Source organism: Sphingomonas sp. SFZ2018-12 (assembly GCF_022496715.1).
Taxonomy (GTDB): Bacteria; Pseudomonadota; Alphaproteobacteria; order Sphingomonadales; family Sphingomonadaceae; genus Sphingomonas.
In genome coordinates, this window is the sequence record NZ_WTFM01000001.1 from 820,150 (window position 1) to 845,882 (window position 25,733).

The window sequence follows — 25,733 nt, forward strand, 5'->3', positions numbered from 1 at the left end:
GGCGCTGCTAACCGCATTAAAAATGCGCGTCAACCGTTAAATTTGTAATCTTCTTTCAAATTCGATCCGCGATGTTGTCGGATCCGCGTGCGAGATGCGCGGCCATTCAGGCGGCGGCTGGTGGCGGAACCAGGTGTATTGGCGCTTGGCATATTGGCGGGTCGCGGCCTGCGCGCGGGCGAGCGCGGTCGCGCGGTCGATGCGCCCCGTCAGCCATTCCGCGATTTCGGTCACCCCGATCGCGCGGCGCGCCGGCGCGCTCGCGGCGACGTCGGGACGGGCGATCAGCGCGCGCACTTCGTCGACCGCGCCACCGTCGAACATCGCCGCCAGCCGCCGGTCGCAGCGTTCGGCGAGCCAGGCGCGGTCGGGCAGCAATATCGACGCGACGATCGCCACGCGTCCGCCGATGCCGCCCACCCGGTCCGCCTGCCATGCACGCAGCGGCCGTCCGGTCGCACGTACTACCTCCAGCGCGCGGGCGACGCGGGTCGTGTCGGTCGCGCGCAGCAGTGCCGCGCCCGCCGGGTCGAGCCGTGCCAGCTCGGCATGCGCCGCCGCGACGGGCAGCGCGCGGACCTCGGCGCGCAGCTCGGGCGGAATGTCGGGCACCGGCGCAATGCCGTCGATCAGGGTGCGTAGATACATGCCCGTTCCGCCGACCAGGATCGGCAACGACCCGGCGGCGATCGCCGCGTCGATCGCGGCGGCGGCTTCCGCGGCCCATTGCGCCGCCGAATAGGGCTGCGCACCGTCGACATGCCCGAACAGCCGGTGCAGGGCCTGTGCCTCCTCCGCGACGGTGGGGCGCGCCGACAGGACGCGCAGGTCGCGATAGACCTGGGCGGAATCGGCGTTGATGATCGTGCCGCCGGTGCATTTCGCCAGTTCGAGCGCAAGCGCGGACTTGCCGCTGGCCGTCGGCCCTGCAATGAGCGCGACTTTCGGGGGTTCAAGGGAAGGTGCGATGTTCATCGCGACCGTGATAGCAGCGGCCGGCGTTCATGCGGGCGATATTTCGGAACTGCGCGACCGGCTGCACGACGCCGGCTGCGGGCCGGTCGACTGGGGCTGGATCGACGACGGGATCGCCGCCGACATCGCATTCGGGCTGGCCCCCGATGCGGCGCGCGTCGCGCTGGAGGGCGCGATCGCGCGGTCGGACATCGTCGTTCAGCCCGCGCATGGCCGGCGCAAGCACTTGCTGGTCGCCGATATGGATTCGACGATGATCACCGTCGAATGCATCGACGAGCTGGCCGACTATGCGGGGCTGAAGGCAGAGATTTCCGCCGTTACCGAGCGCGCGATGCGCGGCGAACTCGATTTCGAGGCCGCGCTCGATTCACGCGTCGCGCTGCTCGCCGGGCTTGAGGAGGGGACGATCGACGAATGCCTGGCCGACCGGGTGGAGGTCATGCCCGGCGCGGTCGAACTGGTGCGCACGATGCGCGGCTGGGGCGCGGTGACGGTGCTGGTCTCCGGCGGCTTCACGCGGTTTGCCGAACCGGTCGGGGCGACGATCGGCTTTGACCGCGTGATCGCCAACCGGCTGGAGATCGCGGACGCAAAGCTGACGGGCCGGGTGCTTCGCCCGATCGTCGATGCGCGCGTGAAGGAACAGGTGCTGCTCGACACCGCCGCCGCCGAACGGCTCGACCGCCCGGCGACGCTTGCGGTCGGCGACGGGGCGAACGACCTGCCGATGCTGCGCGCGGCGGGGCTGGGGATCGCCTATCACGCCAAGCCGGTGGTCGCCGCCGAAGCGGATGCGCGGATCGGCCACCACGACCTGACCGCCTTGCTCTACGCGCAGGGCGTGCCCCGCGCGCAATGGGTGGAATGAAGCGGGTTCAGGGCCTGACGGGCAGGCAGGGGGTGCCGGTCGCCTTCACCGCTGTGCACGCCGCCCCGGCCTCGCTCGCCCCGGCGAACGGGCCGACCTGAAGCCGGGTCACGCCGCCCGATGCGACATAGCTGGGCGTTCGGCCGGCAAATGGCGCGACCTGCCCCGACAGCCGGCCCCACAACGCGCGCGCGTTGGCGGCGTCCTTGAACGCGCCGAGCTGGACCCGCCACGCACCCTGCGCCGATGGCGGCGCGGCCGATGCTGTGGTCGCGGGGACCTTTCCCGGTGGCTTTGGCGCGGCCGCCAGTCCGATCGCCGGCGTACCGATCGCGCGTGCCTTGCGCGGCCCGCGGCCGGGCAATGTCGCGGCGAGCTTGAGCGCGCGCTGGCGCTCCTGCACCGACAGATACAGGTCCATCTGATCCAGCGTCGTCGCGGCCTGTGGCAGGTTGGTGTCGCCCGCGCGCAGCACCAGGGCATAGGCGCGGACCCAGTCCTTCGCCACGCCCTCGCCGTTGAAATACATGGTGCCCAGCACGAACTGCGCGCGCGGCTCGCCCCGGCTGGCGGCGCGGTCGAGCCAGGTCACCGCGTCGGCGAAGCGGTCGCGCTGATGCAGCGCCAGGCCGTACATCTCCTCGGCCTTCTGATGCCCCTGCAGCGCGGCGCGGCGATAATAGACCTCTGCTTGATTCAGGTCCGCGGGCACGCCGCGGCCCAGCTTGTACGCCTGGGCCAGATTGAACTGCGCGTCCGCGTCGCCGGCCTCGGCCAGGGGGCGCCACGCCTGGACGGCTGCGGAATAGTCGCCACGCTCCCACGCGTCGACGCCCGCCTTGACGGCTTCGGGACCGCCTGCCTGGGCGCGTCCGGCGACCGGTACCATGGCCGATATGACCAGCGCCGTCGCCAGCATCGCCGTCCGCCCGTGCTTCATCGCTGCCGCTCCCGTGCCGTCGCGCATCCTTTATTCCGGATAAACCGGCATTGGCAAAGAATTGGTAAGCGGCATGCAAACGCCATTAACGGCTTTTTATCATCCCGCATGGCAAGCGAGCATCTGGATAGCCAATATCAGGGGTTCCGATGCGAGTTTTGGCGATGGCGTCGCAAAAGGGGGGATCGGGCAAGACCACCCTTTCCGGGCATCTAGCCGTTCAGGCCCAGCTGGCCGGGGCGGGGCCCGTCGTTCTGATCGACATCGATCCGCAGGGTTCGCTGTCCGATTGGTGGAACGAGCGCGAGACCGAATTTCCGGCCTTTGCCCAGACCACGGTCGCGCGGCTGGCCGCCGACCTCGAGGTGCTGCGCCAGCAGGGCTTTCGCCTGGCGGTGATCGACACGCCGCCCGCCATCACCATGGCGATCCAGAGCGTGATCCAGGTCGCCGAACTCATCGTCATCCCGACGCGACCCAGCCCGCACGACCTGCGCGCCGTCGGCGCGACCGTCGATCTGTGCGAGCGTGCGGGCAAGCCGCTGATCTTCGTGGTCAATGCCGCCACGCCCAAGGCCAAGATCACCTCGGAAGCCGCCGTCGCGCTGTCGCAGCACGGTACCGTCGCCCCGGTCACCATTCATCACCGCACCGATTTCGCCGCGTCGATGATCGACGGGCGCACCGTCATGGAAATCGACCCCAATGGCCGGTCGTCGCAGGAAGTGATCGCGCTGTGGAGCTACATCTCCGACCGGCTCGAAAAGAATTTCCGCCGTACCGTGTTCGCCGCGCCCGTCGCGCATGGCGCGGGCTTCGGCAATGTCCGTCAGGCCGCCGGCTTCGGCCGGCGCGTGGTCAGCTAAAGGGTCAGGATGATGTTCGGTAGTTCCAAACCCGCTGCTTCGCTGTCCTCCGGCCTCCTTGCCCGCAAGGGGCAGGCGCGCCCGGCCATGCGTCCCCAGGGCTTTGTCGGCTTTCCTGCCAACGGCACGCTCGAGGATCTGGGCTGGAACGACATGGGCGGCGAACCCGCCCCGGTCGCGCAGCCCTTTGCCCCCGACATGCTGCCGCCGGTCGATCCGGAAGCCGCGCCGCTGCCCCAGGTGCTGCGCCAGCGCGCGTCGCTGAAGGCCGAATTCGACGCCGCCGCAGCCGATGACGCCGGCGAGGACGACGTCGTTGCCGAAACCGCATTCGCGTCGCTCGACCGCGCGCTCGCGCCCCGCCCGGTGCCGGTGGAAATGCCCGCCGAAGTTGCCGCGGTGCCGACGCCGGAATTGCGGCCGGTCTCGCTCAACACCGCCGCGCGCATCAAGCGCGAGACGGTGACCAAGCAGGCGAAGGCGGCGTTCACGCTGCGCCTCGATGCCGAACGGCACCTGCGCCTGCGGCTCGCCTCCGCCGTGCGCGGCGCGTCGGCGCAGAAGCTGGTGACCGAGGCGCTGGACCAATTCCTGGCGGCGCTGCCCGAAGTGGACGCGCTGCTCGACCAACTGCCCACCGGCAAGGATCGCAAATCGAGGGGGAAGGCATGAAGTCCCGTACGCTGTTCTCCAGTGCCCTGACGGCGCTGGTCCTGGTTGCGCCGGTCGGCGTGATGACCGGCATCGGCGTCATCGCCCAGGCGAGCGACCAGAGTGCCGAGGCCCGGATGAAGATGGCCGCCGTCGCGGTGGAAAAGGCCGAAAAGGCGCTGGCCAAGGGCCGGACCGACCTGGCCATCCGCCATGCGGAAAGCGCGGTCGCCTATGTGCCGACCAACCCGGCCTATCGCATGCTGCTCGGCCAGTCCTATCTGGCGGGCGGGCGCTTTGCCTCGGCGGCGCAGACCTTCAACGACGTGGTCCAGCTTGATCCCGCCAACGGGCGCGCCGCGCTGCACCTCGCGCTTGCGCAGACCGCGCTCGGCGACTGGGTCGCGGCGCGGTCGACGCTGGAAACGCACGCGACGCTGATCTCGCCGACCGACCGGGGCCTGGCGCTCGCGCTCGCCGGCGATCCCGGCACCGCCATCGCCATTCTGGGCGAAGCCGCGCGCGCGCCCGACGCCGATGCGAAGGTGCGCCAGAATCTCGCGCTGTCGCTGGCGCTCGCCGGCCGCTGGGCCGAAGCCCGCGCGGTCGCGGCGTTCGATGTGCTGCCCGGCGAACTCGACAAGCGCATGCTCGAATGGGCCAGCTTCGCGCGTCCCCAGACCGCGGCGGACCAGGTCGCGACGCTGCTCGGCGTCACCCCCGCGGCGGACCAGGGCCAGCCGGTCCAGCTTGCGCTGGTGACGAGCGGACCCGCACTGGCCGTCACCATGCCGGCCGACGAAGTCGCTGCCGAAGCGCCGGCGCCGGTCGATGCCGCGCCCGTCGACATCGCACCGGTCGCGGTTGCGGTCGCGCCAGTTGCGGAGCCTGCGCCGGTCGAAACCGGCACTGCGGCTGCGGTCTCGGACCAGCCCGCAATCGTCTTCGCGCCGCGCCAGGAGGTCGTCCAGACGATCAAGCCCGTCGCCAATGTCCGCCCCGCGCGCGTCGCTGCTCCGGCCAAGCCAGTGCTTTCGGTCGGCGCGATGGCCGCCAAGCCGGCCGCGCCGCGCAGCTTCGCCTCGGGCACTTTCTATGTTCAGCTCGGCGCGTTCGACAACGCCGCGGTCGCGCAGGATGCGTGGCGGCGGATGAACCGGCGCCACGCCGCGCTGGGCAAGCTGACCCCGCATGAACATCAGGTCGAACTGAACGGCACCAGCTTCTATCGCCTGTCGGTCGGCGGCTTCACGCGCGGCGATGCCGACGCGCTGTGCCGGACGATCCGGGCGCGGGGCGACCGCTGCTTCGTGCGCGGCACCACCGGCGAAAAGGTCGCGAGCTGGCACAAGGGCTTCGCGCTCGCCAGGCGGGGATGACGTGTCGGCGGGCCGGCCAGCCGCCGGCTCGTCGCGATCTTGCGCGCTGGCTTTTCGCTAGCCGCGCGCTTCGAACGCGCCGCCCTTCATTACCCTGAGCACGCGACCCTGGACGGGCAGGCCGTCAAAGGGCGTGTTGCCTGCCTTGGCGACCATCTGGTCGGCGTCGATCAACCACGGCGCGTCGGGATCGACCAGAATGAGGTCTGCGGGCTCACCGGGGGCGAGCGTGCCGGTGTCGAGCCCCAGGATGCGCGCGGGATTGCGCGCCAGCAGCGCGAACAGCCGCTCCATCGTGATCACGCCGTCGCGCACGAAGCCCAGGCCCAGCGCGAGTAGCGTTTCCGCCCCCGCCGCACCTTCCGCCGAATCCGCGAATGGCAGCCGCTTCTGCTCCGGCCCGCGCGGGTCGTGGCCCGATGTCAGCACGTCGATCGTCCCGTCGGCCAGCGCCGCAATCGCCGCCTGCCGGTCGCTCTCGTCGCGCAGCGGCGGCGACAGATGCGTGAAGGTGCGGAAATCGCTCATCGCGATGTCGGAAAGCAGCAGATGCGCGGGCGTGATGCCACAGGTGACCGCGATGCCGCGCGCCCGTGCCGCGCGGATCAGATCGAACCCGCGCGCGGTCGTCACCTGGCGGAAATGGATGCGCGCCCCGGTTTCCTCCGCCAGCATCAGGTCGCGGGCGATCGCCAGCGCCTCGGCGATCGCGGGCGCGGCGGGCAGGCCCAGACGGGTCGCCGTCTCGCCTGCCGTTGCCACGGCTGCACCGGCCAGCCCGCCATCCTCGGCATGTGCGATCACGGTCAGTCCGACATCGCGGGCATAGCCGAGCACGCGGCGCATGACGCCCGCATCCGCGATCCAGCGCCGCCCGGTCGCGACCGCGCGCGCGCCCGCATCCGCATTGATCGCCATTTCGGCGAGGTCGGTGCCGTTCAGTCCACGCGTCGCCGCCGCGATCGGGTGAACCCAGATCTCCGGCTTGCCCATCGCCGCGCCGCGCTGGATGATGCCGGGATCGTCGAGCACCGGCGACTGGTCGGGCATCAAGCCGACGCGCACGATTCCGCCCGCACGGAACGCCGCCTTGTCGATCGCGAACACGCCCAGATCGACGATCGCGGGCGCGAGCAGCTTGCCCCGGCAGTCGATGGTTTCGGCTTCAGCCTTTCCAGCCTCAAAAGAGCCGTTGGTTTCGAGCGAAGTCGAGAAACCTGAGCCGGGCATACGTTTCTCGACTTCCGCCTCCGGCGGAAGTTTATCCTGAGCGCCCGCCCTGCGGGCAGTCGAAGGGCTCGAAACGAACGGGGTCTTCAGGATCATGTCTTCCTGGACTACCAGCTCACCCGCGTGCACCCCGCCGTCGGGACAAACCAGTGTGGCATTCGTAAAGCGAACCGCGCTCATGCCCAGCCCTCCACGCCGCGCGCGCGGCGGGTCAGCACGTCCAGGCACGCCATGCGCACCGCCACCCCCATTTCGACCTGCTGGGTGATCGCCGATCGCGATGCGTCGTCGGCGACGCTCGAATCGATCTCGACCCCGCGGTTCATCGGACCCGGATGCATGACCAGCGCATCGGGCCGCGCGCGCGCCAGCCGTGCCGGGGTCAGGCCGTAGCGGAAATGGAACTCGCGCGTCGACGGCACGAACCCGCCGTTCATCCGCTCGTTCTGCAGGCGCAGCATCATCACCACGTCCGCCCCGTCGAGCGCGGCGTCGAAATCATGGTGCGCCGTCACTCCCATGCGCGCCACTCCCTCAGGCATCAGCGTCGACGGCGCGACGACATGGACGTCGGCGGCGAGCGCGGTCAGCGCCAGGATGTTGGAGCGCGCGACGCGGCTGTGGCGGATATCGCCGCAGATGACGACGCGCTGTCCCGCGATCGATCCCTTGCGCCGCCGGATGGTCAGCGCATCGAGCAGCGCCTGGGTCGGATGTTCGTGCCAGCCGTCGCCGGCGTTGAGCACGGGGCAGTCGACCTTGTCCGCGATCAGCTGCACCGCGCCCGAACTGCCGTGGCGGATGACGATCACGTCGGCGCGCATCGCGTTGAGCGTGACCGCGGTGTCGATCAGCGTCTCGCCCTTCTTCACGCTCGACTGCGCGGCGTGCATGTTGACGACGTCGGCGCCCAGCCGCTTGCCCGCGATCTCAAAGGACAGGAGCGTGCGCGTCGAGTTTTCGAAGAACGCATTGATCTGGGTGATGCCGTCGAGCCGCCGGTCGGATGCCGCGCGCGCGCGGTTCGCCTCAACCCATTGTTCGGCCTCGTCGAGCAGGAACATGATCTCGTGCGGCTGCAGACCCTGGATGCCCGTCAGATGCCGGTGCGGGAACGCCGCGCTGCCGTTCAGGACCGTGCCGGGGCGATGATCGGAATGCTGCATCAGGGCGGTCATCTAGCCGATGGCACCCGCAAGTAAAGCGGCCGCGGCCGCCCCACGCGTGATGTCACCCCGGGCTCGACCCGGGGTCCCACTATTCGTTGCGCCGGATCAGGCAGCGGGACCCCGGCGCGAGGCCGGGGTGACGAGCTTTGATTCCGACGAGGGCCCCATGCCTCAGCGATCAAGCGAGCCGCTGGCCAGCCCGTCGATCGCACCCTGCAGGATATAGGCGGCGGCGTGGTTGTCGACGCGCTCGGCGCGCTTGGCGCGGCTCATGTCCTGTTCGATCATCGCGCGCTCGACCGCGACCGTCGACCAGCGTTCGTCCCACAGCAGGATGGGAAGGCCAAGCGCGGCGAGGTTGCGCGCGAACGCCCGCGTCGACTGGCTGCGCGGCGATTCGCTGCCGTCCAGGTTGAGCGGCAGGCCGATGACGATGCCCTTGACCGACTGTGCGGCGATGATCCGCGCAATCGCCGCCTGGTCGGCGGTGTACTTGGTCCGGCGGATCAGCTCGGCGGGGCTGGCGAAGCTCCAGCCCGCGTCGCACAGCGCCGTCCCGATCGTCCGGCTGCCCACGTCCAGCCCGATCAGCCGGCCCCCGTCGGGCAGCGCCGCCAGGAACGCGGCGCGATCGGTCGTCGGTGTCATCGCGCAAACACCTTCAGCCGCCGGTCGGCATCGGCGCGGACATTCGCCCAGAACAGGCTGTAATCGAACACATGATAATTGTTGCCGGGCAGCACATAGGGGCCCAGTTCCGGCGGCTCCCCGATCAGCAGGACGCCGCGATCGGCGCAGCGCGCGGGCACGCGCCCCGGCGCGATCGTCGCACTCTTCAGGTCGTCGGAGGCGAACAGCGTGCCCAGATTGGCGTTGGCGGGCGCGGCATCCCCGGCATTTCCCGTGATCGGGTTGGTGCAGATCATCGGCGTGCCCCGGCGCGGCTGGCCGTCAAAGCCCGTCGTCGCATCGAAGGTGTCGAGGATCAGCGACGGATCGGCCGGTTCGCCGAAGCTTTGCCATGACAGGATGCAGTTGGCCTGTTCGGCGCGGCGGCATTCGGCAAGCCCCAGCGCCGGCAGGTCGGTCGTGCGCGACACCGGCCAGCCGACGACATAGGCCGCGACCACGCGGCGCGCGAGCGGCGTGCCCGCCACCCGGTCCTTGAGCAGGCGGGTCAGGTGCAGCGCCCCCTGACTATGCCCGGCCAGGATGATCGGGCGGTCGGGACCGGCTTCGCGCACGAACTGGCTGAACGCCGCGTCGATGTCGCCATAGGCCAGGTCGAGCGCCGCCTGCGCGTCCGCCGCGCTGGTCAGGAATGCGCCGAACGTCGCCTGGCGATAGCGCGGCGCCCAGATCGCGCCGGCGGCATTGAACGCGCTCGCCTGGCCGCGCAGGAACGTCGCTGCCAGATCGTTGGCGCGCGCGTCGTCGAGCGGCGCGTTCCAGCGGCTGCGGTCGAGATAGGAGGTCGGGTGGATGAAGAAGACCGCGGCCGGCGCATCGGTCGCGGGCCGATAGCCCTCGGGCGTCCACAGGGCCGGATTGCCCGGCTGGTCCGGCCGCGCGATCCACAGGCGGGCATCGGCATAGGCGTTGGTCTCGACGCGCGGCAGCGCCTCGAACCGCGCCGAGGGAACCAGCGCGAAACGCGTCAGCTGGACCCCGAACAGGCGATAGGCAAAGGCGGCGGCGAGCGTCAGCACGATCAGGATGGCGACCACGTAGAGGAATTTGCGAGCCAAGCCGGCTTCTCCGTTGTGCAATGCAGCATCGGTGCTGCCGGGGCAATTGCGGTTGCGCGACTGATGGTTGCTGGTCATGCAACTGTCCAGACCGACTTTGGTCAGCGGCACATCGGGTAAGGAGGGAGCGGCGGGGATGAACGAAGCCGATCGATCCGCGCAATCGACGCCGGCATGGCCGGCGCGTACGCCATTGCTCGCCGGGTTGGGGCTGGCGACCGGCCTGACCGCGCATCGCATCGTCGAGGCCTCGGGTCAAAACCCCGGTGCCGTCGCGATCGGCTGGTTCAGCTTTGTCGTGGTTGCTGCCGCTGTCATCGGCTTCACGATCGATCGACCGCGCGGCGTTGCGTCATTGCTGTTCGGCCTGGGGTGCGGCGTCATCGCCGGCCTGATCGCCGCATTGAACGGCCCGACCGAGAGCTGGAGCGCGAGCGAAGGCTGGCGGATGGTCAGCGGGGCGCTGGCGATCGGCATCGCCGCGCCGCTGTTTCAGGCGAGCACGCGGCAGGGGCGCAGCTGGCCGTCGATTGCCGTCCAGTCGGTCCACGATCATGCCTGGACCAACGCGGTGCTGTTCGCCGGCAGCTGGGTGTTTGTCGGCATCGCGTTCCTGCTGCTGCTGGTGGTCAGCGAGCTGTTCCACCTGATCGGCATCGACCTGCTGCGCGATTGGCTGCGCGACAACGCGGTCGTGGCTGCGCTGGTCGGCGGCGCGTTCGGCGCGGGGCTGGGGCTGTTGCGCGATCAGGAGCGGGTGGTGCGCCTGCTCCAGGCGGTGGTGCGCAACGTGCTGGCGGTGCTGGCCCCGATGCTGGGCGCGGCGTTGCTCATTTTCCTGGGCGCGCTGCCCTTCACGGGCGTCGATGCGTTGTGGGAAGCCTGGGGATCGGCGGCAACCTTGCTGCTTGCCTGCGCGGTCGCGGCGCTGGTGCTGGTCGATGCGGTGATCGGCAACGCGCCGGAGGAGGAAGCGCGCAACCGGGCGCTGCGGTTCGGCGCGATCGCGCTCGGCATCGTCATGCTGCCGCTGGCGCTGCTCGCGGCCTTCGCGATCGGCCTGCGCGTCCATCAATATGGCATCACGCCCGACCGGCTGTGGGCGATCAGCTTCGCCGCGCTCGCCAGTGCGTACGGCCTTGCCTATCTGGTGACGCTGGTCCGCGCGCGCACGGCGTGGATGGCGGCGCTGCGCCGCGCCAATCTGCGCCTGGCGATCGGCACTGCGCTGTTCGCGCTGCTGCTCGCGACCCCGCTGGCCGGGTTCAACGCGATCGCCGCGCGCGATCAGGTCGCCCGGCTCGAGTCGGGCCGCGTGAGCGCCGAAAGGTTCGACTGGACGGCGCTGCGCTTCGACTTCGGCGGGCCGGGCCGTCGTGCGCTCGAACTGCTGGCCAGGGGACCCGACAAGGCGCTGTCGGCGCGGGCCGCGGCCGCGCTGGGCCAGACCAGCCGCTATGCGGCGGCTCAGGACGCGCAGCGTCGCGCGAGCACCGCGTCGATGGCTCGCCGGGTGCGAGTCCTGCCCGCCGGGACCGCGCTGCCCGACGGGTTGCGCGATCGCCTGGCCGATATCGGCGACTGCGGCTTCGACACCGCGCGCTGCACCGTGCTGTTCGTCTCACCGCGCGAGGCGCTGGTCCTCCCCGACGGCTGCATCTCGGGGCCCGCGACCATTGCGGCGTGCGACGCGACGCGGCTGGAACGCAATTCCGGCGGCTGGGCGGTCGCGCCGATCCGCCCCGTCGCCGGCGCCGGTGCCGCGCCCGGCAGTCTTGCCCGCGACTATCGCGCCGGCCAGCTGGAAGTCCGCCGGGTCGAGCGCCGCCAGCTCTTCATCGGCGACCAGCCGGTCGGTGCCGCGTTCGAGTGACGCTTTGGCGTTGCGCCGCCCCCGCGGCCGGTGCTAGCCGCTCGGGCCATGTCCGTAGATATCTCCACCGTCAAACGGGTCGCCGGGCTCGCCCGCATCGCGATCACCGATGATGAAGCCGCGCGCCTCGCGCCCGAACTCGCCAACATCCTGGGCTGGATCGAGCAGCTGAGCGAAGTCGACTGCACCGGCATCGAACCGATGACCGCGGTCATCCCCAACACGCTGCGCCTGCGCGACGATGTCGTCACCGACGGTGATTGCCGCGACGCGGTGCTCGCCAACGCGCCCCAGGCCGAACACGGCTTCTTCGCAGTGCCGAAGGTGATCGAATGACCGACCTCACCGATCTCGGCATCGCGGCGCTGCGCGACGGCATCCGCCTGGGCAATTTCAGCGCGCGCGAAGTCGCCGACCAGTTCATCGTCAAGGTCAGCAAGGCCAAGCCGCTCAACGCCTTCCTCGTCGAAACCCCCGACCATGCGCTTGCCGCCGCCCGCGAAGCCGATACCGCGCGCGCAGCCGGTGAAGTGCTGAAGCCGCTGGCCGGCGTGCCGATCGGGATGAAGGACCTGTTCTGCACCAGGGGCGTGACCTCGACCGCGGCCAGCCACATCCTCGAAGGTTTCAAGCCGACCTATGAATCGACGGTCAGCCAGAAATTGTGGGATGCCGGCGCGGGCATGCTGGGCAAGCTCAACATGGACCAGTTCGCGATGGGATCGTCCAACGAAACCAGCGCGTTCGGCAATGTGGTCAGCCCCTGGCGACGCAAGGACGGCGGCAATGCCCCGCTGACCCCCGGCGGATCGTCGGGCGGCAGCTCGGCGGCGATCGCGGCGCGGCTGTGCCCCGGCGCCACCGGCACCGACACCGGCGGCTCGATCCGCCAGCCGGCCGCGTTCACCGGCATTGCGGGGATCAAGCCGACCTATGGCCGCTGCTCGCGCTTCGGCATCATCGCCTTTGCCTCCTCGCTCGACCAGGCGGGACCGATGGCGCGCGATGTCCGCGACTGCGCGATCCTGCTCAGGGAAATGGCAGGGTTCGATCCGCGCGACGCGACTTCGCTCGACGTCGCCGTGCCTGACTGGGAGGCCGCGCTGTCGCCCAGCCTGGCGGGCAAGCGCATCGGCATCCCGAAGGAGTATCGCGTCGACGGCATGCCCGCCGCGATCGACGCCTTGTGGCAGCAGGGCATCGCCTATGCCCGCGATGCCGGAGCCGAGATCGTCGAGGTCTCGCTGCCCCACACCCGCTACGCGCTGCCGGCTTACTACATCATCGCGCCGGCGGAGGCGTCGTCCAACCTCGCCCGTTATGACGGGGTGCGCTATGGCCAGCGCGACCTGCCCGATGGCGCGGGGTTGCAGGACATGTATGCCGCCACCCGCGCCGCCGGCTTCGGCGATGAGGTCAAGCGCCGCATCATGATCGGCACCTATGTGCTCTCGGCCGGCTTCTACGACGCCTATTACACCCAGGCGCAAAAGGTCCGCGCGCTGATCGCCCGCGATTTCGAGCGGGTGTGGGAACAGTGCGACCTGCTGCTGACGCCCACCGCGCCTTCGGCCGCGTTTGCGCTGGGCGAAAAGTCCGCCGATCCGATCGCCATGTATCTGAACGACGTCTTCACCGTTCCGTCCTCGCTCGCCGGGCTGCCGGCGATGAGCGTGCCGGCCGGGCTGGACGAGGCCGGGCTCCCACTGGGCCTCCAGATCATCGGCAAGCCGCTCGACGAACAGGGCGTGCTGAACGCCGGTCTTGCGATCGAGCAGCGCGCGGGCTTCGTGGCGCGGCCGGACGCGTGGTGGTAATGGCGATGGCGAGGTGTTACCTTGGTAACACCGGAGACTGAAGCCATGAACGCGCAAAGCAAGATCGAGCATGAGACGCTGGTCAACATGACCAGCAAGGGTCAGGTGCTGATCCCGAAAGAGGTTCGTGAAAAGAACGGGCTGATCCCGAACAGCCCGGTACGGGTAGGGATCAACGACCGCGGCGAGACGGTTGTGCTGCCCGGTAATCCGGAGCCAGCCGAAACGCTCGAGGAGCGCACCGCGCGCATTCGTGCCGCGATCGAAAGTGTCCGTGGCAGTATCGACCTGGGCGGCATGACGACGGACGAATATATGCGCGAAATCCGTGGCGATTGGGAGCCGTGATCCTTGTCGACTCGAATGTCCTGATCGACGTGTTCGATGCCAATCAACCTTGGCATCACTGGTCCGCGGGCACGCTCAGCATCACAGCCGCGGCCGATGGCATTGGGATCAACGCCATCATCGTCGCCGAAGTCGCACCGCGCATGCACTCGCTGGCGATGTTTCACGACCGTATCGGGCGGATCGGTGCCGAAATCCTCGATCTGACGCCCGAAGCCGCCTTCGCTGCGGGCCGCGCTTTCGATCTTTATCGGGCGCGACGTCGCGAAAAATCGGTGAAATCCGGTGCGGTCCTGCCTGATTTCTTTATCGGCGGCCACGCCACGGTATTAGGTGCGTCGATCTTGACCCGTGACCCACGCTTTTACCGCAGCTATTTCCCCGAATTGACCCTCATCACCCCAGAGACCCAGCCATGACCGAGACCGCCACCACCTCCACCTACCGCATCCCCGGCGCGACCGGCGACTGGGAAGTCGTGATCGGGCTGGAGGTCCACGCCCAGGTCACGTCCAAGGCCAAGCTGTTTTCCGGCGCGGCCACCGATTTCGGGGCGGAACCGAACACGCAGGTGTCGCTGATCGACGCCGCAATGCCCGGGATGCTGCCGGTGCCCAATCGCGAATGCATCCGCCAGGCGGTGCGCACCGGCCTCGCCATCGATGCGCAGATCAACAAATGGTCGCGCTTCGACCGCAAGAACTATTTCTACGCCGATCTGCCCCAGGGATATCAGATCAGCCAGCTCTATCACCCGCTGGTGGGCGAGGGTGCGCTGACCATCGACGCGGATGAAAAGGCCGGGATTGCCGCGCCCAAGCGCATCTGCATCGAGCGCATCCATGTCGAGCAGGATGCGGGCAAGCTGATGCACGATCAGCATCCGACCCGTTCCTATGTCGACCTCAACCGCTCAGGCGTCGCGCTGATGGAAATCGTCAGCCGCCCCGACATGGCGTCGCCAGCGGAGGCGGGCGCCTATCTTTCCAAGCTCCGCTCGATCCTGCGCTATGTCGGCTCGTGCGACGGCAATATGGACCAAGGATCGATGCGCGCCGACGTCAATGTCAGCGTGCGCAAGCCCGGCGATCCGCTGGGCACGCGCACCGAGACGAAGAACGTCAATTCGGTCCGCTTCGTCATGCAGGCGATCGAGCATGAGGCGCGCCGCCAGGTCGACGTGCTCGAATCGGGCGGCACGATCGTCCAGGAGACCCGGCTGTTCGATCCCGACAAGGGCACGACCCGGTCGATGCGGTCGAAGGAGGACGCGCACGACTATCGCTATTTCCCCGATCCCGACCTGCTGCCGCTCGAACTCGACGATGCGTTCATCGCGGAATGCCGCGCGTCCCTGCCCGAACTGCCCGACGCCAAGCGCGCGCGCTACGAAGGGCTGGGCATCACCCCCTACAACGCCGCGGTGCTGACCGCCGATGTCGAGACCGCTCGCTGGTTCGACGCGCTGCTCGATGCCGGGGCCAAGCCGGTTCAGGCCGCGAACTGGGTCGGCGCCGAGCTGTTCGGTGCCCTCAACCGGCTTGGCAAGGATATTGAGGAAAGTCCGGTAAGCCCCTCACAAGCCGCCGAATTGCTCGCGCTGATTGCTGATGGCACGCTCTCCAACACGCTCGGCAAACAGGTGTTCGAGCTCATGCTCGAAACCGGGCAGGGGGCGGGTGCGATCGTCGAGGAGCGTGGCCTCAAGCAGACCAGCGACACGGGCGCGATCGAGGCGGAAATCGCCAAGGTGATGGCCGCCAATGCCGACAAGGTCGCCGAATATCGCGGCGGCAAGGACAAATTGTTCGGCTTCTTCGTCGGCCAGACGATGAAGGCGATGGCCGGAAAGGCCAATCCCGCGGTGGTGAATGAGTTGCTGAAGAAGGCGCTGGACGGCTGAGCGTGAGCCCCGGCCCCTCGGGTCGCTTGCGAAGGTTGAAGGGTTGCGCGTGCTGCCCGGTGGATGCCGGAACAAGTCCGGCGTGACGGACGGGCTTTGGTAACCTCCCTTCACCGTCACCCCGGCCTTGTGCCGGGGTCCACTGCGCCGACTGCGCGGTGGGCTGATGTTTTGCACTGTCCTTCAAGCCGGTGACGTGGCTAGGCTTGGGACCGCGATTTGCATGACATTCTGCCTAACCCGATCCCGGAGCCCGGAAATGACTCGCCACAGCCCGCAACTTCCGCAACTTCGCCGGCGTGCCCTTGTCGCCTTCGCCACGTTCGCGTCGCTTTTCGGCTGTGCCTTCGCGGTCGCCCAGGACGCGCCGACGCCCCCGGCGGCGCCCTTGCCCCGCGTCCTCATCGAAACCAGCGTCGGCACGATGACGGTCGAGGCGGACGTGGTGCACGCGCCGATCACGGCGGGCGATTTTCTGAAATATGTCGCGCAGAAGCGGCTGGACGGCGTCGTTTTCTATCGCGTCGTCAAGGTTCAGGAGCAGTTCGGCTTCGTCCAGTTCGGGCCGCAGGGCGACCCCAAACGCGTGCTGCCGCCGATCAAACATGAGCCGACGACGCAGACGGGCCTCAGCCACACCGACGGCGTGCTGTCGGTCGCGCGGCTGGAGCCGGGCACGGCGCGGGGCGAGTTCACGATCATGGTCGGCGACCAGCGACGCGGGCTCGACGCCGGCAATGGCGCGCCCGCCGACAATCTCGGCTATGCCGCCTTCGGCCGCGTGGTCGAGGGGCGCGACGTGCTGGTCCGCATCCTCGACACCCCGGTCGATCCCGAAAAGAACAGCCGCGGCGCATTCAAGGGCGAGATGCCCGGCGATCCGGTGCGGATCATCCGCGCGGTGCGCCTTGCGACGCCGGTCAGCGCGCCCGCGCGCTAGGCGATCGGCTGGCCCGGTGCCGGGCCTGGAATCGTCGGCGCAGGATCGGGCACATCGATGTCGGGGCTGGGCGGACGAATCTCGGGCGGCGGCGGGTCGGGCTGGCCCGGGTCGGGCGGGCCGGGAAAGCCGGGCGGCGGCGGGGTCGGGTCCGGGCTGGCGGGCGGCGGGATCTCGCCCGGGGCAGGCGCGGGCGAGGGCGGGATCGGCGGTTCGACGGGCATGGCGGGCTCCTTCGGCGGTTCAAGGGGGTCAACGCGGTAAGCGGGCCGGAGTGCCATCTTCGGATGCACGCTGGCGGCGATCGCGACGCGAAGTCCTTGCCCCCCCGCCGATCGCTGGTATAGGACCCGCCGACCGGCGGTGTCCCCTGCGGGCGTGGCGGAACTGGTAGACGCGCTGGATTTAGGTTCCAGTATCGAAAGATGTGGGGGTTCGACTCCCTTCGCCCGCACCAGCTTCGCCATGCGCCAAGCTGGACATCGTTCTTTAGAAATCCTGAAAGCGAAAGCCGAAGAATGCAGACTGTCGAGACGTTGAACGAAGGCCTGAAGCGCGCCTACACGCTGACCATCACCGCCGCCGACATCGACGCCCGCGTCGACGCCGAGGTGAAGCGCGTGGCGCCGCAGGTGCGGATGCCCGGCTTCCGCCCCGGCAAGGTGCCGGCCAACCTGGTCCGCAAGATGCACGGCGAGGCGATCGCCGCCGACGCGCTCAACACCAGCATCCAGGAAGGCATCCAGGCGCTGATCGCCAGCAACAAGCTGCGCCCGGCGATGTCGCCGTCGGTGTCGCTCGCGGGCGAATACGCCCCCGGCAAGGACGCCGAGATCAAGGTCGAGCTGGAGGTGCTGCCCGACGTGCCGACCCCGTCGATCGAGGGCATCAAGCTGGAACGCCTGGTCGTTCCCGCACCCGAAGCGCAGGTCGACGAACAGCTCGCGCAGATCGCCGGCAGCCAGAAGCGGTTCGACGATGCGCCGGAGGGGCACAAGGCCGCGACCGGCGACCTGGTCGTCATGGACTTTGTCGGGTCGGTCGACGGCGTCGCGTTTGAAGGCGGCACCGGCACCGACATGTCGATCGAAATCGGCTCGGGTCGCCTGATCCCCGGTTTCGAGGACCAGCTGGTCGGCGTGACCAAGGGCGAGGAAAAGACCATTCAGGTCACCTTCCCCGACGATTACGGCGCGAAGGAGCTGGCGGGCAAGCCGGCCGAGTTCGCGCTGAAGATCACCGACGTGCGCGTGGCGGGCGAGACGAAGATCGACGACGATTTCGCCAAGTCGCTTGGCCTCGAGAGCCTTGAGCAGCTTCGCGGGTTGCTGAAGGGCCAGATCGAGCAGGAGCTGAACGGCCTGACCCGCACCCACATGAAGCGCAAGCTGCTCGACCAGCTCGCCGCGTCGCATGATTTCGACGTGCCGCCGTCGATGGTCGATGCCGAGTTCGACCAGATCTGGCAGCAGCTTGTCCGCGAAGCCGAGCAGGAAGCCGACAAGGATGCGGCGATGGCCGAGCTGGAGCGCGAGAAGGAAGATTATCGCGCGATCGCGGTGCGCCGCGTGCGCCTGGGCCTGCTGCTTTCCGAAATCGGCCAGGCCAATGGTGTCGAGGTCACCCAGGCCGAGATGAACCAGCTCATCATGCAGGCCGCGCAGCAGTACAACCAGAAGGACCGCGAGCGGTTCATCGAATATGTCCGCCAGGAGCCGATGGCCGCCGCCCAGCTGCGCGCGCCGCTCTATGAGGACAAGGTCGTCGACTTCCTGTTCGGCAAGGCCGAGATCGCCGAGCGTGAGGTGACGCGCGAGGAGCTGGAAGCCGCGATCGAGAGCGAGGAAGGCGCGATCCCGCATGTCCATGGCCCCGATTGCGACCATGACCATGATCACGACCACGAGCCGGTGAAGAAGAAGGCCACCGCCAAGAAGGCGGACGCCGCACCCGCCGAGGACGCGGCCAAGCCCGCGGCGAAGAAGGCGGCGGCCAAGAAAGCGGAAGACGCGGCCGAAGTCAGCGCGGACGCGCCGAAAAAGTCTGCGCCGAAGAAGAAGGCTGCCGCTGAAGCCCCGGCAGGCGACGCCGATGCCGCGCCCAAGAAGAAGCCGGCCGCCAAGAAGAAGGCCGACGCCTGATCCGGCGTTCGCGCCGCGGCGGAGCCGGGGGAGGGGTGTCGCCCGCCACCCCCGGCACCGTCGCCGGCGATGCGTTAACCCGCACCGTCGCCGGCGATACGTTAACCCGCTTTTCGCGCCGATCGGCTATGCGGGTGTCGACATGAAGACGCGCACGCCATGACCGCCGCCGCGCCGCGTATCGCGGTGATCCTGCCTTGCTACAATGAGGAAGCGGCGATCGCGCAGACCATCGCCGGGTTCCGCCGCGCGCTGCCCGATGCGGCGATCTATGTCTATGACAACAACTCCGCCGATCGCACGGTGGAGGTCGCCCGCGCGGCCGGCGCGGTGGTCCGCACCGAACGGATGCAGGGAAAGGGCAATGTCGTCCGCCGCATGTTCGCCGACGTCGATGCCGACATCTATGTGATGGCGGACGGCGACGCGACCTATGACTCCGCGGCGGCGCCGGCGATGGTGCATCGGCTGGTCGACGAACAGCTTGATATGGTGGTCGGCGCGCGGATCAGCGACCACGCCGACGCCTATCGCCGCGGCCATGTGCTCGGCAACCGGATGATGACCGGCATTTTGGCGCGCCTGTTCGGGCGCAGCTTCACCGACATCTTCTCGGGCTATCGCGTCTTTTCGCGCCGCTTCGTGAAAAGCTTCCCGGTGCTGTCGGCGGGATTCGAGATCGAGACCGAGATCAGCGTCCACGCGCTCGAGCTCAAGATGCCGGTGGGCGAAGTGCCGACCGCCTATTTCGCCCGGCCCGAAGGGTCGCAGTCGAAGCTCAGCACCTATCGCGACGGCCTTCGCATCCTGCGCACGATCACGACCCTGTACCGGATCGAGCGACCCCTGTGGTTTTTCGGCGGCTTCGGCGCGCTGCTGGCGTTGGCGGCCATCCTGCTCGCAATCCCGTTGTTCATCACCTTTTTCCAGACGGGCGAAGTGCCGCGTTTTCCGACCGCCATCCTGGCGACGGGGCTGATGATCCTGGCGTTCCTCAGCTTCTTTGCCGGGCTGATCCTCGACACCGTCGTACGCGGCCGGCGCGAGGTACGCAGATTGGCGTATCTCGCCCATGCCGCGCCGGGCAGTGCCGCGCCGGGCGCGCGCCCCCTTGCGCCGGCCGTCGCGAGCGCCGATGTAGGCGACTGCACCACCTGAGCGGGATTTTATGAACGACTTTCACGACCCCATGAGCGCCCTGGTTCCCATCGTCATCGAACAGTCGAGCCGCGGCGAGCGCAGCTTCGACATCTTCTCGCGCCTGTTGCGCGAACGCATCGTGTTCGTCACCGGCGGGGTTGAGGACCAGATGGCCTCGCTCATCGTCGCGCAGCTTTTGTTCCTGGAATCGGAGAACCCGAAAAAGGACATCTGGATGTACATCAATTCGCCCGGCGGGGTCGTGACGGCCGGCATGGCGATCCACGACACGATGAAATACATCCGGCCGCGCGTGGGCACTGTGTGCATCGGCCAGGCGGCATCGATGGGCAGCTTCCTGCTGGCCAGCGGCGAGCCGGGGATGCGGGTTGCGCTGTCCAACGCGCGGATCATGGTGCACCAGCCGTCGGGCGGCGCGCAGGGCATGGCGTCGGACATCGAGATCCAGGCCAAGGAAATCCTGCGCATTCGTCGGCGGATGAACGACCTCTACGCCAAATATACCGGCCAGCCGATCGAGAGGATCGAGGCGGCGATGGATCGCGATACCTTCCTGGAAGCGGACGAGGCCAAGGTGTTCGGGCTGGTGGATGAGGTCTATGACCGGCGCCCGCAGCCCGCCGAGGAAGGCGCGCCGAGCGCGAGTTGAGCTGACGGTCCGGCGGGCGGTGCCGGCATTCGCCGGCACGGCCGTGACCTCGAACGGGACGGGGTCTGGTTAAGCATCGTCGCCCACCGGATTTTGATGATTGCCCGTTTAGCCCCCGCGTGTAGACTGGCGGGTGGATGATCGCGCCTTCGGGTGCCAAGGATGGATTAGATGACCAAGTTGAGCGGTGGCGACTCCAAGAGCACGCTGTATTGCTCGTTCTGCGGCAAGTCGCAGCACGAGGTGCGCAAGCTGATTGCGGGGCCGACCGTCTTCATCTGCGATGAATGCGTCGAACTGTGCAACGACATCATCCGCGAGGAAACCAAGTCGGCGCTGATTTCCAAAAAGGACGGCGGCGTGCCGAGCCCGCAGGAAATCTGCGACGTACTCGACGATTATGTGATCGGTCAGAAGCGCGCCAAGCGCGTGCTGTCGGTCGCGGTTCACAATCACTACAAGCGGCTCAACCATGGCGCCAAGGGCGCTGACGTCGAGCTCAGCAAGTCGAACATCCTGCTGGTCGGTCCGACCGGGTGCGGCAAGACGCTGCTCGCGCAGACGCTGGCGCGCATTCTGGACGTGCCCTTCACCATGGCGGATGCGACGACGCTGACCGAGGCGGGCTATGTCGGCGAGGATGTCGAGAACATCATCCTCAAGCTGCTCCAGGCGTCGGATTACAATGTCGAGCGTGCCCAGCGCGGCATCGTCTATATCGACGAGATCGACAAGATCAGCCGCAAGGCCGAAAATCCTTCGATCACCCGCGACGTGTCGGGTGAGGGCGTGCAGCAGGCGCTGCTGAAGCTGATGGAGGGGACGACCGCCAGCGTGCCGCCCCAGGGCGGGCGCAAGCACCCGCAGCAGGAGTTCCTGCAGGTCGACACGACGAACATCCTGTTCATCTGCGGGGGCGCGTTCAGCGGCCTTGAAAAGATTATCGGCGACCGCCTGCAGGGCAAGTCGATCGGCTTCGGCGCCTATGTCGCCGCGCCCGAGGAACGCCGCACCGGCGAGGTGCTGCGCCAGACCGAGCCCGAGGATCTGCTGAAGTTCGGGCTGATTCCGGAATTTGTCGGCCGCCTGCCGGTGATCGCGACGCTCGAGGACCTCGACATCGACGCGCTGGTCAAGATCCTGACCGAACCCAAGAACGCGCTGGTCAAGCAGTATCAGAAGCTGTTCGACATGGAGACGGTCAATCTGGGCTTCACCGACGATGCGCTGGTGGCGATCGCCAAGCGCGCGATCGAGCGCAAGACCGGCGCGCGCGGGCTGCGTTCGATCCTGGAAGGTATCCTGCTCGACACCATGTTCGACCTGCCCAGCATGGACGGGGTGGACGAGGTGATCGTCGACAAGGACGTCGTGGATGGCCGCAAGGAACCCGTTCGCGTCTATGCCAAGAAGGAAAAGGCGGGCGGCGCCGCCTGAGCCGGGCGCGCCGACCCATTGTGCGCCGGCGCGCGCGGCGCGTCGCGTCGGCGCGGCAGTATCGCCTATTTTCGTGCAGCGCGCGGGAATTGAAACTGCCGGTTGCTTTCCGTCGACAAATGCGAAACTATCGTGCGCAGGTGCCGGCGATCCGGCGACACCACCCGGGCGCGGCAGGATAACAGAACAGGCATCGCCGCCCCGACGATTGGGGAGAGCGCATGAGCTGTGTTTCGACGATCGATCATCAGGCCCGGCTGGATGTCCGCGAGCTGCTGAGCCGGTATTGCCAGTATATCGACCATAATCAGGGCGCTGCCTTTGCCGAGCTGTTCACGCACGATGCCGTGTTCGAACTGAGCGACGGCACGCGGCTGACCTCGATGGACGAATTTCGCCTGATCCCCGGCATGGTCTGGGAAATGGGCGGCGGCAAATGGCGGCACCAGATCACCAACGTCGTGATCGACCGCGGGGTGACCTATCGCGAGGTGACGGTGACCGCGACCGGACTCGTGCTCGACTGGAACCGCGGCGGCGCGATGGCGAGCTGCTATGATTACCGGATCGAGGTGTGCCGCAGTCATGCGTGGCGCATCCGTAAATTCTATGGCGGCGAGGTCGGCAGCAACGTCGATACCGGCCCCTGCCATGCGTGGATGAACCCGCCGCCAAAGGCGCTGGCCGACGTGCGCATGATCTGATCGGGGTTGACCCGTGGCCACGCGCCGAGCTGGCCGGGCTTTCGACCGATACAGAAAAGCTTGATCGCAGCGAAAGGGCCGGATCCCGATATTGCCTTTGGCGGTGCCGTCCCCCTAGATGCGGCACCGCCAACTGCTGGATTTGCCATGACCGCCACCCATTCGACCCGTATGCTCATCCTCGGCTCCGGCCCGGCGGGCCTGTCGGCCGCCATCTATGGCGCGCGCGCCGGCATGGCACCGATCGTGGTGCAGGGCATCCAGCCGGGCGGGCAGCTGACCACCACCACCGATGTCGAGAATTATCCGGGCTTCCGCAACGTCATCCAGGGTCCCTGGCTGATGGAGGAGATGCAGGCGCAGGCCGAGCATGTCGGCGCGCAGATGATGTACGACACCATCGTGGAGATTGATTTGTCGCAGCGCCCGTTCCGGCTGAAGGGCGATGGCGGCACCATCTATTCGGGCGACGTGCTGGTGATCGCGACGGGGGCCCAGGCCAAGTGGCTGGGGCTTGAGAGCGAGGAATTGCTGAAGGGCAAGGGGGTCAGCGCCTGCGCCACCTGCGACGGCTTCTTTTATCGCGGCAAGAAGGTGGCGGTGATCGGCGGCGGCAACACCGCGGTCGAGGAGGCGCTGTATTTGACCAACCACAGCCATGACGTGACGTTGATCCACCGGCGCGACACGCTGCGTGCCGAGAAGATCCTGCAGCAGCGCCTGTTCGCCAACGAGAAGATCAAGATACTCTGGAACAAGGGCGTCGAGCGTTTCATCGACGGCGGCGGGCTGAAGGGCCTGGTCGGCATCGAATTGCGCGACACCCGCACGGGCGAATTGTCGACGATCGACGTCGACGGCGGCTTTGTCGCGATCGGTCACCATCCCGCGACCGAGCTGTTTCGCGGTCATCTCGACCTCGACGATGACGGCTATATCCGCGTGACGCCGGGAACGACGCGCACGAGCGTCGAGGGCGTGTTTGCGTGCGGCGACGTGATGGACAAGGTGTATCGCCAGGCGATCACCGCGGCGGGTACCGGCTGCATGGCCGCGCTCGACGCCGAACGCTTCCTGGCCGAAGCGGATTTCGAGGCGATCGCCGAAGCCGCCGAATAGGTCGGCCTCAAGCCCTCAGCAGGTCGATCAGCTGCGCGGCGAGCCACGCCTTGTCGTTGGCGCGGGCGAAGCTGTGGCTCGCGGTGTCGCAGCGTCGTACCGGGGTTCGCGCACGCGCGCGCGCGAAGCGGCTGCCGCGCCATGCATCGGCAAAGGCGATCGCGGTGTTGTCGCCGCTGGCGAGCAGGATCGTGACAGGAACTTCCGCGTTGCCCAGCGCATCCGCCAGCGCAGCCAGGTGCGGTGAAGTCCTAGATTTCGTTTGAATTAACTTCCCTATACCCTTGATAGATTTATCAAAGTTTAGTTCACCCCGGAGCGCCCTACGCCACGTTTCGGGATCGCGCAGCCGTTGCGCATAGCGCGCGCGGATCGCCGCGCGTGCGGGAAGCGCGTCGCCATCGTCGCCGATCCACGGGTTGGCAAGCACGAGCGCGTCCAGCCCGGCCTGGCGATGAAACAGCGCGAGCGCCGTCGCAGCATCGCAATTGCCGAAGCCGACGATCCGCGCGACATCGGGTGTTTCACGACGAAAGGCGGCGACGGCGGCGGCGAGGTCGGGCGCACTGCCGGCGAAACCCGCGTTTTCGCCGCTCGAATCGCCGATGCCGCGTCGATCGTAGCGCATCACCGGATGTCCCGCGGCTGCGAGCGCAGCAGCCAGCGCCGCCATTCCACGATGCGCGCCGGCGCGGATTTCATTTCCACCCGACACGATCAGCAGGCCGGTGGAGCTTGCCGCCGCAATCGGCGTATCGATCGTTCCCAGCAGCGTTTCGCCCACACAGGGAAACGCGATCACCCTTCGCATTGCCGCACCCATGCCGCGACGTCGGCGGCGATCTGTGCCGCCAATGCCGGGTCATTGCCTGGCTCTGCGCGCCGCCAGAGGGGCGCGCCATCGAATTTGACGTCGGCATCCCCCGGGTCGCTGGCCAGCCGTGCGATCCGCCGCGGGATGCCCGGTTCGGCAAAGGCCTCGGCCGCGTCGAACCCGCGGAGAAGGTTCCTTGAAACGACGGTTCCGGCAATCTCCACCCGATCGTCGCGGAACGCCATGTCGTCGACACTGCCCTTGCCCCCGCCGGCCAGCCACAGCCGGTAGAGGTCGCGAAGGACCTCGCGTCCCGCCTGCGGGCTCAGGTGCCAGCGGCCGTGGTGACTCGCGCGGACATCGAGCAGCGCGCCGCTGCGGATGCCGAGCGCGTAGGTCCGCCGTGCTTCCCCGGCCAGCCGCCCGGTCGCCGCCGCCATTGCCGTCACCAGATCGCGCAGCGTCAGGTCGGCGATATCGGCCGCGCTTTCGCCCTGTCCCGGCATATCGGGCAGGACGCTCGCAATGCCGTGCCCGGCAAGTGCACGCAGGACCGTGACCGTGAAGGTGCGGGTGCGATTGGCTTCCTCGAACAGCGGCAGCGCCGCAATCACGACCGGGCCGTCGGCGGGGCCGAAGCGCAACATCGCCTCGCGCCCGCCGGCCCAGTCATAATGGTCGATCACCCCGTGACCTTGGCGAGCGCGAAGCGGGTCAGCGATCCAAAGGTCTCCAGCGTATCGCCGTCGACATCCTCATCGTCGATGATGATGCCCAGCCGGTCCTCGATTTCGGTCAGCACGCCGGCGACCGCCATCGAATCGAGTTCGGGCAGCGCGCCGAACAGCGGGGTTTCGGCCCCGAACGCCGCCGCACGGTCCGCGCTCAGCCCAAGCACGTCGCGCAGGATGGCGCGAAGCTGGGTATCCACATCGATCGTTCGTCCCGACGCCAAGTCCGCCGCCCTCCCAAGCAACCTGACCGCGCGCACTAATCGT

General features: G+C 68.2%; 27 protein-coding genes and 1 tRNA gene. 18 read left to right on the top strand and 10 right to left on the bottom strand.

Annotated elements, in window-relative coordinates:
• Nucleotides 1–36: 36 nt before the first annotated feature.
• Complete coding sequence (gene miaA, locus GO308_RS03800; RefSeq protein WP_240883884.1) at nt 37–975, bottom strand: tRNA (adenosine(37)-N6)-dimethylallyltransferase MiaA; 939 nt, start codon at nt 973–975, stop codon at nt 37–39.
• Between miaA and serB the strand changes: the two genes are divergently transcribed.
• On the top strand, nt 968–1,846 hold the full coding sequence (serB, locus tag GO308_RS03805; protein ID WP_066477573.1) for a phosphoserine phosphatase SerB: 879 nt from the start codon (nt 968–970) through the stop codon (nt 1,844–1,846). The genes miaA and serB overlap by 8 nt on opposite strands.
• 7 nt (nt 1,847–1,853) lie before the next feature.
• On the opposite strand, the gene GO308_RS03810 is transcribed toward serB, so the two are convergent.
• Complete coding sequence (locus GO308_RS03810; protein ID WP_240883886.1) at nt 1,854–2,786, bottom strand: SPOR domain-containing protein; 933 nt, start codon at nt 2,784–2,786, stop codon at nt 1,854–1,856.
• 149 nt (nt 2,787–2,935) lie between these two features.
• On the opposite strand from GO308_RS03810, the gene GO308_RS03815 reads away from it, so the two are divergent.
• The 3 genes from GO308_RS03815 to GO308_RS03825 are packed head-to-tail and all read left to right on the top strand — an operon-like array spanning nt 2,936 to nt 5,682.
• On the top strand, nt 2,936–3,652 hold the full coding sequence (locus GO308_RS03815; RefSeq protein WP_066477579.1) for a ParA family protein: 717 nt from the start codon (nt 2,936–2,938) through the stop codon (nt 3,650–3,652).
• A 12-nt stretch (nt 3,653–3,664) separates the two neighbouring features.
• Nucleotides 3,665–4,324, top strand: a complete 660-nt coding sequence (locus GO308_RS03820) for a hypothetical protein (protein ID WP_240883888.1) — start codon at nt 3,665–3,667, stop codon at nt 4,322–4,324.
• A complete protein-coding gene (locus tag GO308_RS03825; RefSeq protein ID WP_240883890.1) occupies nt 4,321–5,682 on the top strand; it encodes a tetratricopeptide repeat protein in 1,362 nt (453 codons plus the stop codon). Before GO308_RS03820 ends, GO308_RS03825 begins: the two co-directional genes overlap by 4 nt.
• Before the next feature lie 57 nt (nt 5,683–5,739).
• On the opposite strand, the gene GO308_RS03830 is transcribed toward GO308_RS03825, so the two are convergent.
• The 4 genes from GO308_RS03830 to GO308_RS03845 all read right to left on the bottom strand — a co-directional run bounded on the left by GO308_RS03830 (nt 5,740) and on the right by GO308_RS03845 (nt 9,829).
• Nucleotides 5,740–6,912, bottom strand: a complete 1,173-nt coding sequence (locus tag GO308_RS03830) for a dihydroorotase (protein WP_240883891.1) — start codon at nt 6,910–6,912, stop codon at nt 5,740–5,742.
• Nucleotides 6,913–7,088: 176 nt separating this feature from the next.
• On the bottom strand, nt 7,089–8,078 hold the full coding sequence (locus GO308_RS03835; RefSeq protein ID WP_066477615.1) for an aspartate carbamoyltransferase catalytic subunit: 990 nt from the start codon (nt 8,076–8,078) through the stop codon (nt 7,089–7,091).
• 174 nt (nt 8,079–8,252) lie between these two features.
• Nucleotides 8,253–8,729 carry a Holliday junction resolvase RuvX gene (gene ruvX / locus GO308_RS03840; protein ID WP_240883893.1) on the bottom strand — a complete coding sequence of 159 codons (477 nt, stop codon included), beginning with the start codon at nt 8,727–8,729 and terminating at the stop codon, nt 8,253–8,255.
• Nucleotides 8,726–9,829 (bottom strand): DUF3089 domain-containing protein, encoded by a 1,104-nt coding sequence (locus GO308_RS03845; RefSeq protein WP_066670802.1) that lies wholly within the window; start codon nt 9,827–9,829, stop codon nt 8,726–8,728. The genes ruvX and GO308_RS03845 overlap by 4 nt, the downstream gene beginning before the upstream one ends.
• 136 nt (nt 9,830–9,965) lie before the next feature.
• Between GO308_RS03845 and GO308_RS03850 the strand changes: the two genes are divergently transcribed.
• The 7 genes from GO308_RS03850 to GO308_RS03880 all read left to right on the top strand — a co-directional run bounded on the left by GO308_RS03850 (nt 9,966) and on the right by GO308_RS03880 (nt 16,710).
• Nucleotides 9,966–11,702 (top strand): DUF4153 domain-containing protein, encoded by a 1,737-nt coding sequence (locus tag GO308_RS03850; RefSeq protein ID WP_240883895.1) that lies wholly within the window; start codon nt 9,966–9,968, stop codon nt 11,700–11,702.
• Between the two features lie 48 nt (nt 11,703–11,750).
• Nucleotides 11,751–12,038: an Asp-tRNA(Asn)/Glu-tRNA(Gln) amidotransferase subunit GatC gene (gene gatC / locus GO308_RS03855; RefSeq protein WP_066477589.1), complete on the top strand. Its 288-nt coding sequence runs from the start codon at nt 11,751–11,753 to the stop codon at nt 12,036–12,038.
• On the top strand, nt 12,035–13,519 hold the full coding sequence (gatA, locus tag GO308_RS03860; RefSeq protein ID WP_240883897.1) for an Asp-tRNA(Asn)/Glu-tRNA(Gln) amidotransferase subunit GatA: 1,485 nt from the start codon (nt 12,035–12,037) through the stop codon (nt 13,517–13,519). The genes gatC and gatA overlap by 4 nt, the downstream gene beginning before the upstream one ends.
• A gap of 45 nt (nt 13,520–13,564) precedes the next feature.
• Nucleotides 13,565–13,867, top strand: coding sequence for an AbrB/MazE/SpoVT family DNA-binding domain-containing protein (locus tag GO308_RS03865; RefSeq protein ID WP_066477593.1), 303 nt, complete (start codon nt 13,565–13,567; stop codon nt 13,865–13,867).
• Nucleotides 13,864–14,286 carry a type II toxin-antitoxin system VapC family toxin gene (locus GO308_RS03870; RefSeq protein ID WP_066477594.1) on the top strand — a complete coding sequence of 141 codons (423 nt, stop codon included), beginning with the start codon at nt 13,864–13,866 and terminating at the stop codon, nt 14,284–14,286. Before GO308_RS03865 ends, GO308_RS03870 begins: the two co-directional genes overlap by 4 nt.
• Nucleotides 14,283–15,770: an Asp-tRNA(Asn)/Glu-tRNA(Gln) amidotransferase subunit GatB gene (gatB, locus tag GO308_RS03875; protein WP_240883898.1), complete on the top strand. Its 1,488-nt coding sequence runs from the start codon at nt 14,283–14,285 to the stop codon at nt 15,768–15,770. The genes GO308_RS03870 and gatB overlap by 4 nt, the downstream gene beginning before the upstream one ends.
• A 259-nt stretch (nt 15,771–16,029) precedes the next feature.
• Nucleotides 16,030–16,710, top strand: coding sequence for a peptidylprolyl isomerase (locus GO308_RS03880; RefSeq protein ID WP_240883904.1), 681 nt, complete (start codon nt 16,030–16,032; stop codon nt 16,708–16,710).
• Here the strand turns inward: GO308_RS03880 and GO308_RS03885 are convergent.
• The gene (locus GO308_RS03885; protein ID WP_240883905.1) at nt 16,707–16,934 is read right to left on the bottom strand and encodes a hypothetical protein; all 228 of its coding nucleotides are present in this window, start codon (nt 16,932–16,934) and stop codon (nt 16,707–16,709) included. The genes GO308_RS03880 and GO308_RS03885 overlap by 4 nt on opposite strands.
• A 148-nt stretch (nt 16,935–17,082) precedes the next feature.
• Here GO308_RS03885 and GO308_RS03890 point away from each other — a divergent pair.
• The 7 genes from GO308_RS03890 to trxB all read left to right on the top strand — a co-directional run bounded on the left by GO308_RS03890 (nt 17,083) and on the right by trxB (nt 23,921).
• A tRNA-Leu gene (locus tag GO308_RS03890) sits at nt 17,083–17,167 on the top strand.
• A 61-nt stretch (nt 17,168–17,228) separates the two neighbouring features.
• Complete coding sequence (gene tig / locus GO308_RS03895) at nt 17,229–18,851, top strand: trigger factor (RefSeq protein ID WP_240883907.1); 1,623 nt, start codon at nt 17,229–17,231, stop codon at nt 18,849–18,851.
• Between the two features lie 159 nt (nt 18,852–19,010).
• Nucleotides 19,011–20,009 (top strand): glycosyltransferase family 2 protein, encoded by a 999-nt coding sequence (locus tag GO308_RS03900; RefSeq protein WP_082731739.1) that lies wholly within the window; start codon nt 19,011–19,013, stop codon nt 20,007–20,009.
• 31 nt (nt 20,010–20,040) lie between these two features.
• Entirely contained in the window at nt 20,041–20,661 is a 621-nt protein-coding gene (locus GO308_RS03905) for an ATP-dependent Clp protease proteolytic subunit (RefSeq protein WP_240883909.1), read from the top strand.
• 171 nt (nt 20,662–20,832) lie between these two features.
• On the top strand, nt 20,833–22,098 hold the full coding sequence (gene clpX, locus GO308_RS03910; protein ID WP_066481185.1) for an ATP-dependent Clp protease ATP-binding subunit ClpX: 1,266 nt from the start codon (nt 20,833–20,835) through the stop codon (nt 22,096–22,098).
• 221 nt (nt 22,099–22,319) lie between these two features.
• The gene (locus GO308_RS03915; protein WP_066481183.1) at nt 22,320–22,802 is read left to right on the top strand and encodes a nuclear transport factor 2 family protein; all 483 of its coding nucleotides are present in this window, start codon (nt 22,320–22,322) and stop codon (nt 22,800–22,802) included.
• Nucleotides 22,803–22,949: 147 nt separating this feature from the next.
• On the top strand, nt 22,950–23,921 hold the full coding sequence (gene trxB, locus GO308_RS03920; RefSeq protein ID WP_066549228.1) for a thioredoxin-disulfide reductase: 972 nt from the start codon (nt 22,950–22,952) through the stop codon (nt 23,919–23,921).
• Nucleotides 23,922–23,928: 7 nt separating this feature from the next.
• Here trxB and GO308_RS03925 read toward each other — a convergent pair whose 3' ends face one another.
• From GO308_RS03925 to GO308_RS03935, 3 genes are read right to left on the bottom strand one after another with little or no spacing between them, the layout of a single operon-like run.
• Nucleotides 23,929–24,732 carry a hydrolase 1, exosortase A system-associated gene (locus tag GO308_RS03925; RefSeq protein WP_240883911.1) on the bottom strand — a complete coding sequence of 268 codons (804 nt, stop codon included), beginning with the start codon at nt 24,730–24,732 and terminating at the stop codon, nt 23,929–23,931.
• Nucleotides 24,720–25,421 (bottom strand): hypothetical protein, encoded by a 702-nt coding sequence (locus GO308_RS03930; protein ID WP_240883912.1) that lies wholly within the window; start codon nt 25,419–25,421, stop codon nt 24,720–24,722. The genes GO308_RS03925 and GO308_RS03930 overlap by 13 nt, the downstream gene beginning before the upstream one ends.
• Nucleotides 25,418–25,690 (bottom strand): acyl carrier protein, encoded by a 273-nt coding sequence (locus GO308_RS03935; protein WP_066481180.1) that lies wholly within the window; start codon nt 25,688–25,690, stop codon nt 25,418–25,420. The genes GO308_RS03930 and GO308_RS03935 overlap by 4 nt, the downstream gene beginning before the upstream one ends.
• Nucleotides 25,691–25,733 lie beyond the last annotated feature (43 nt).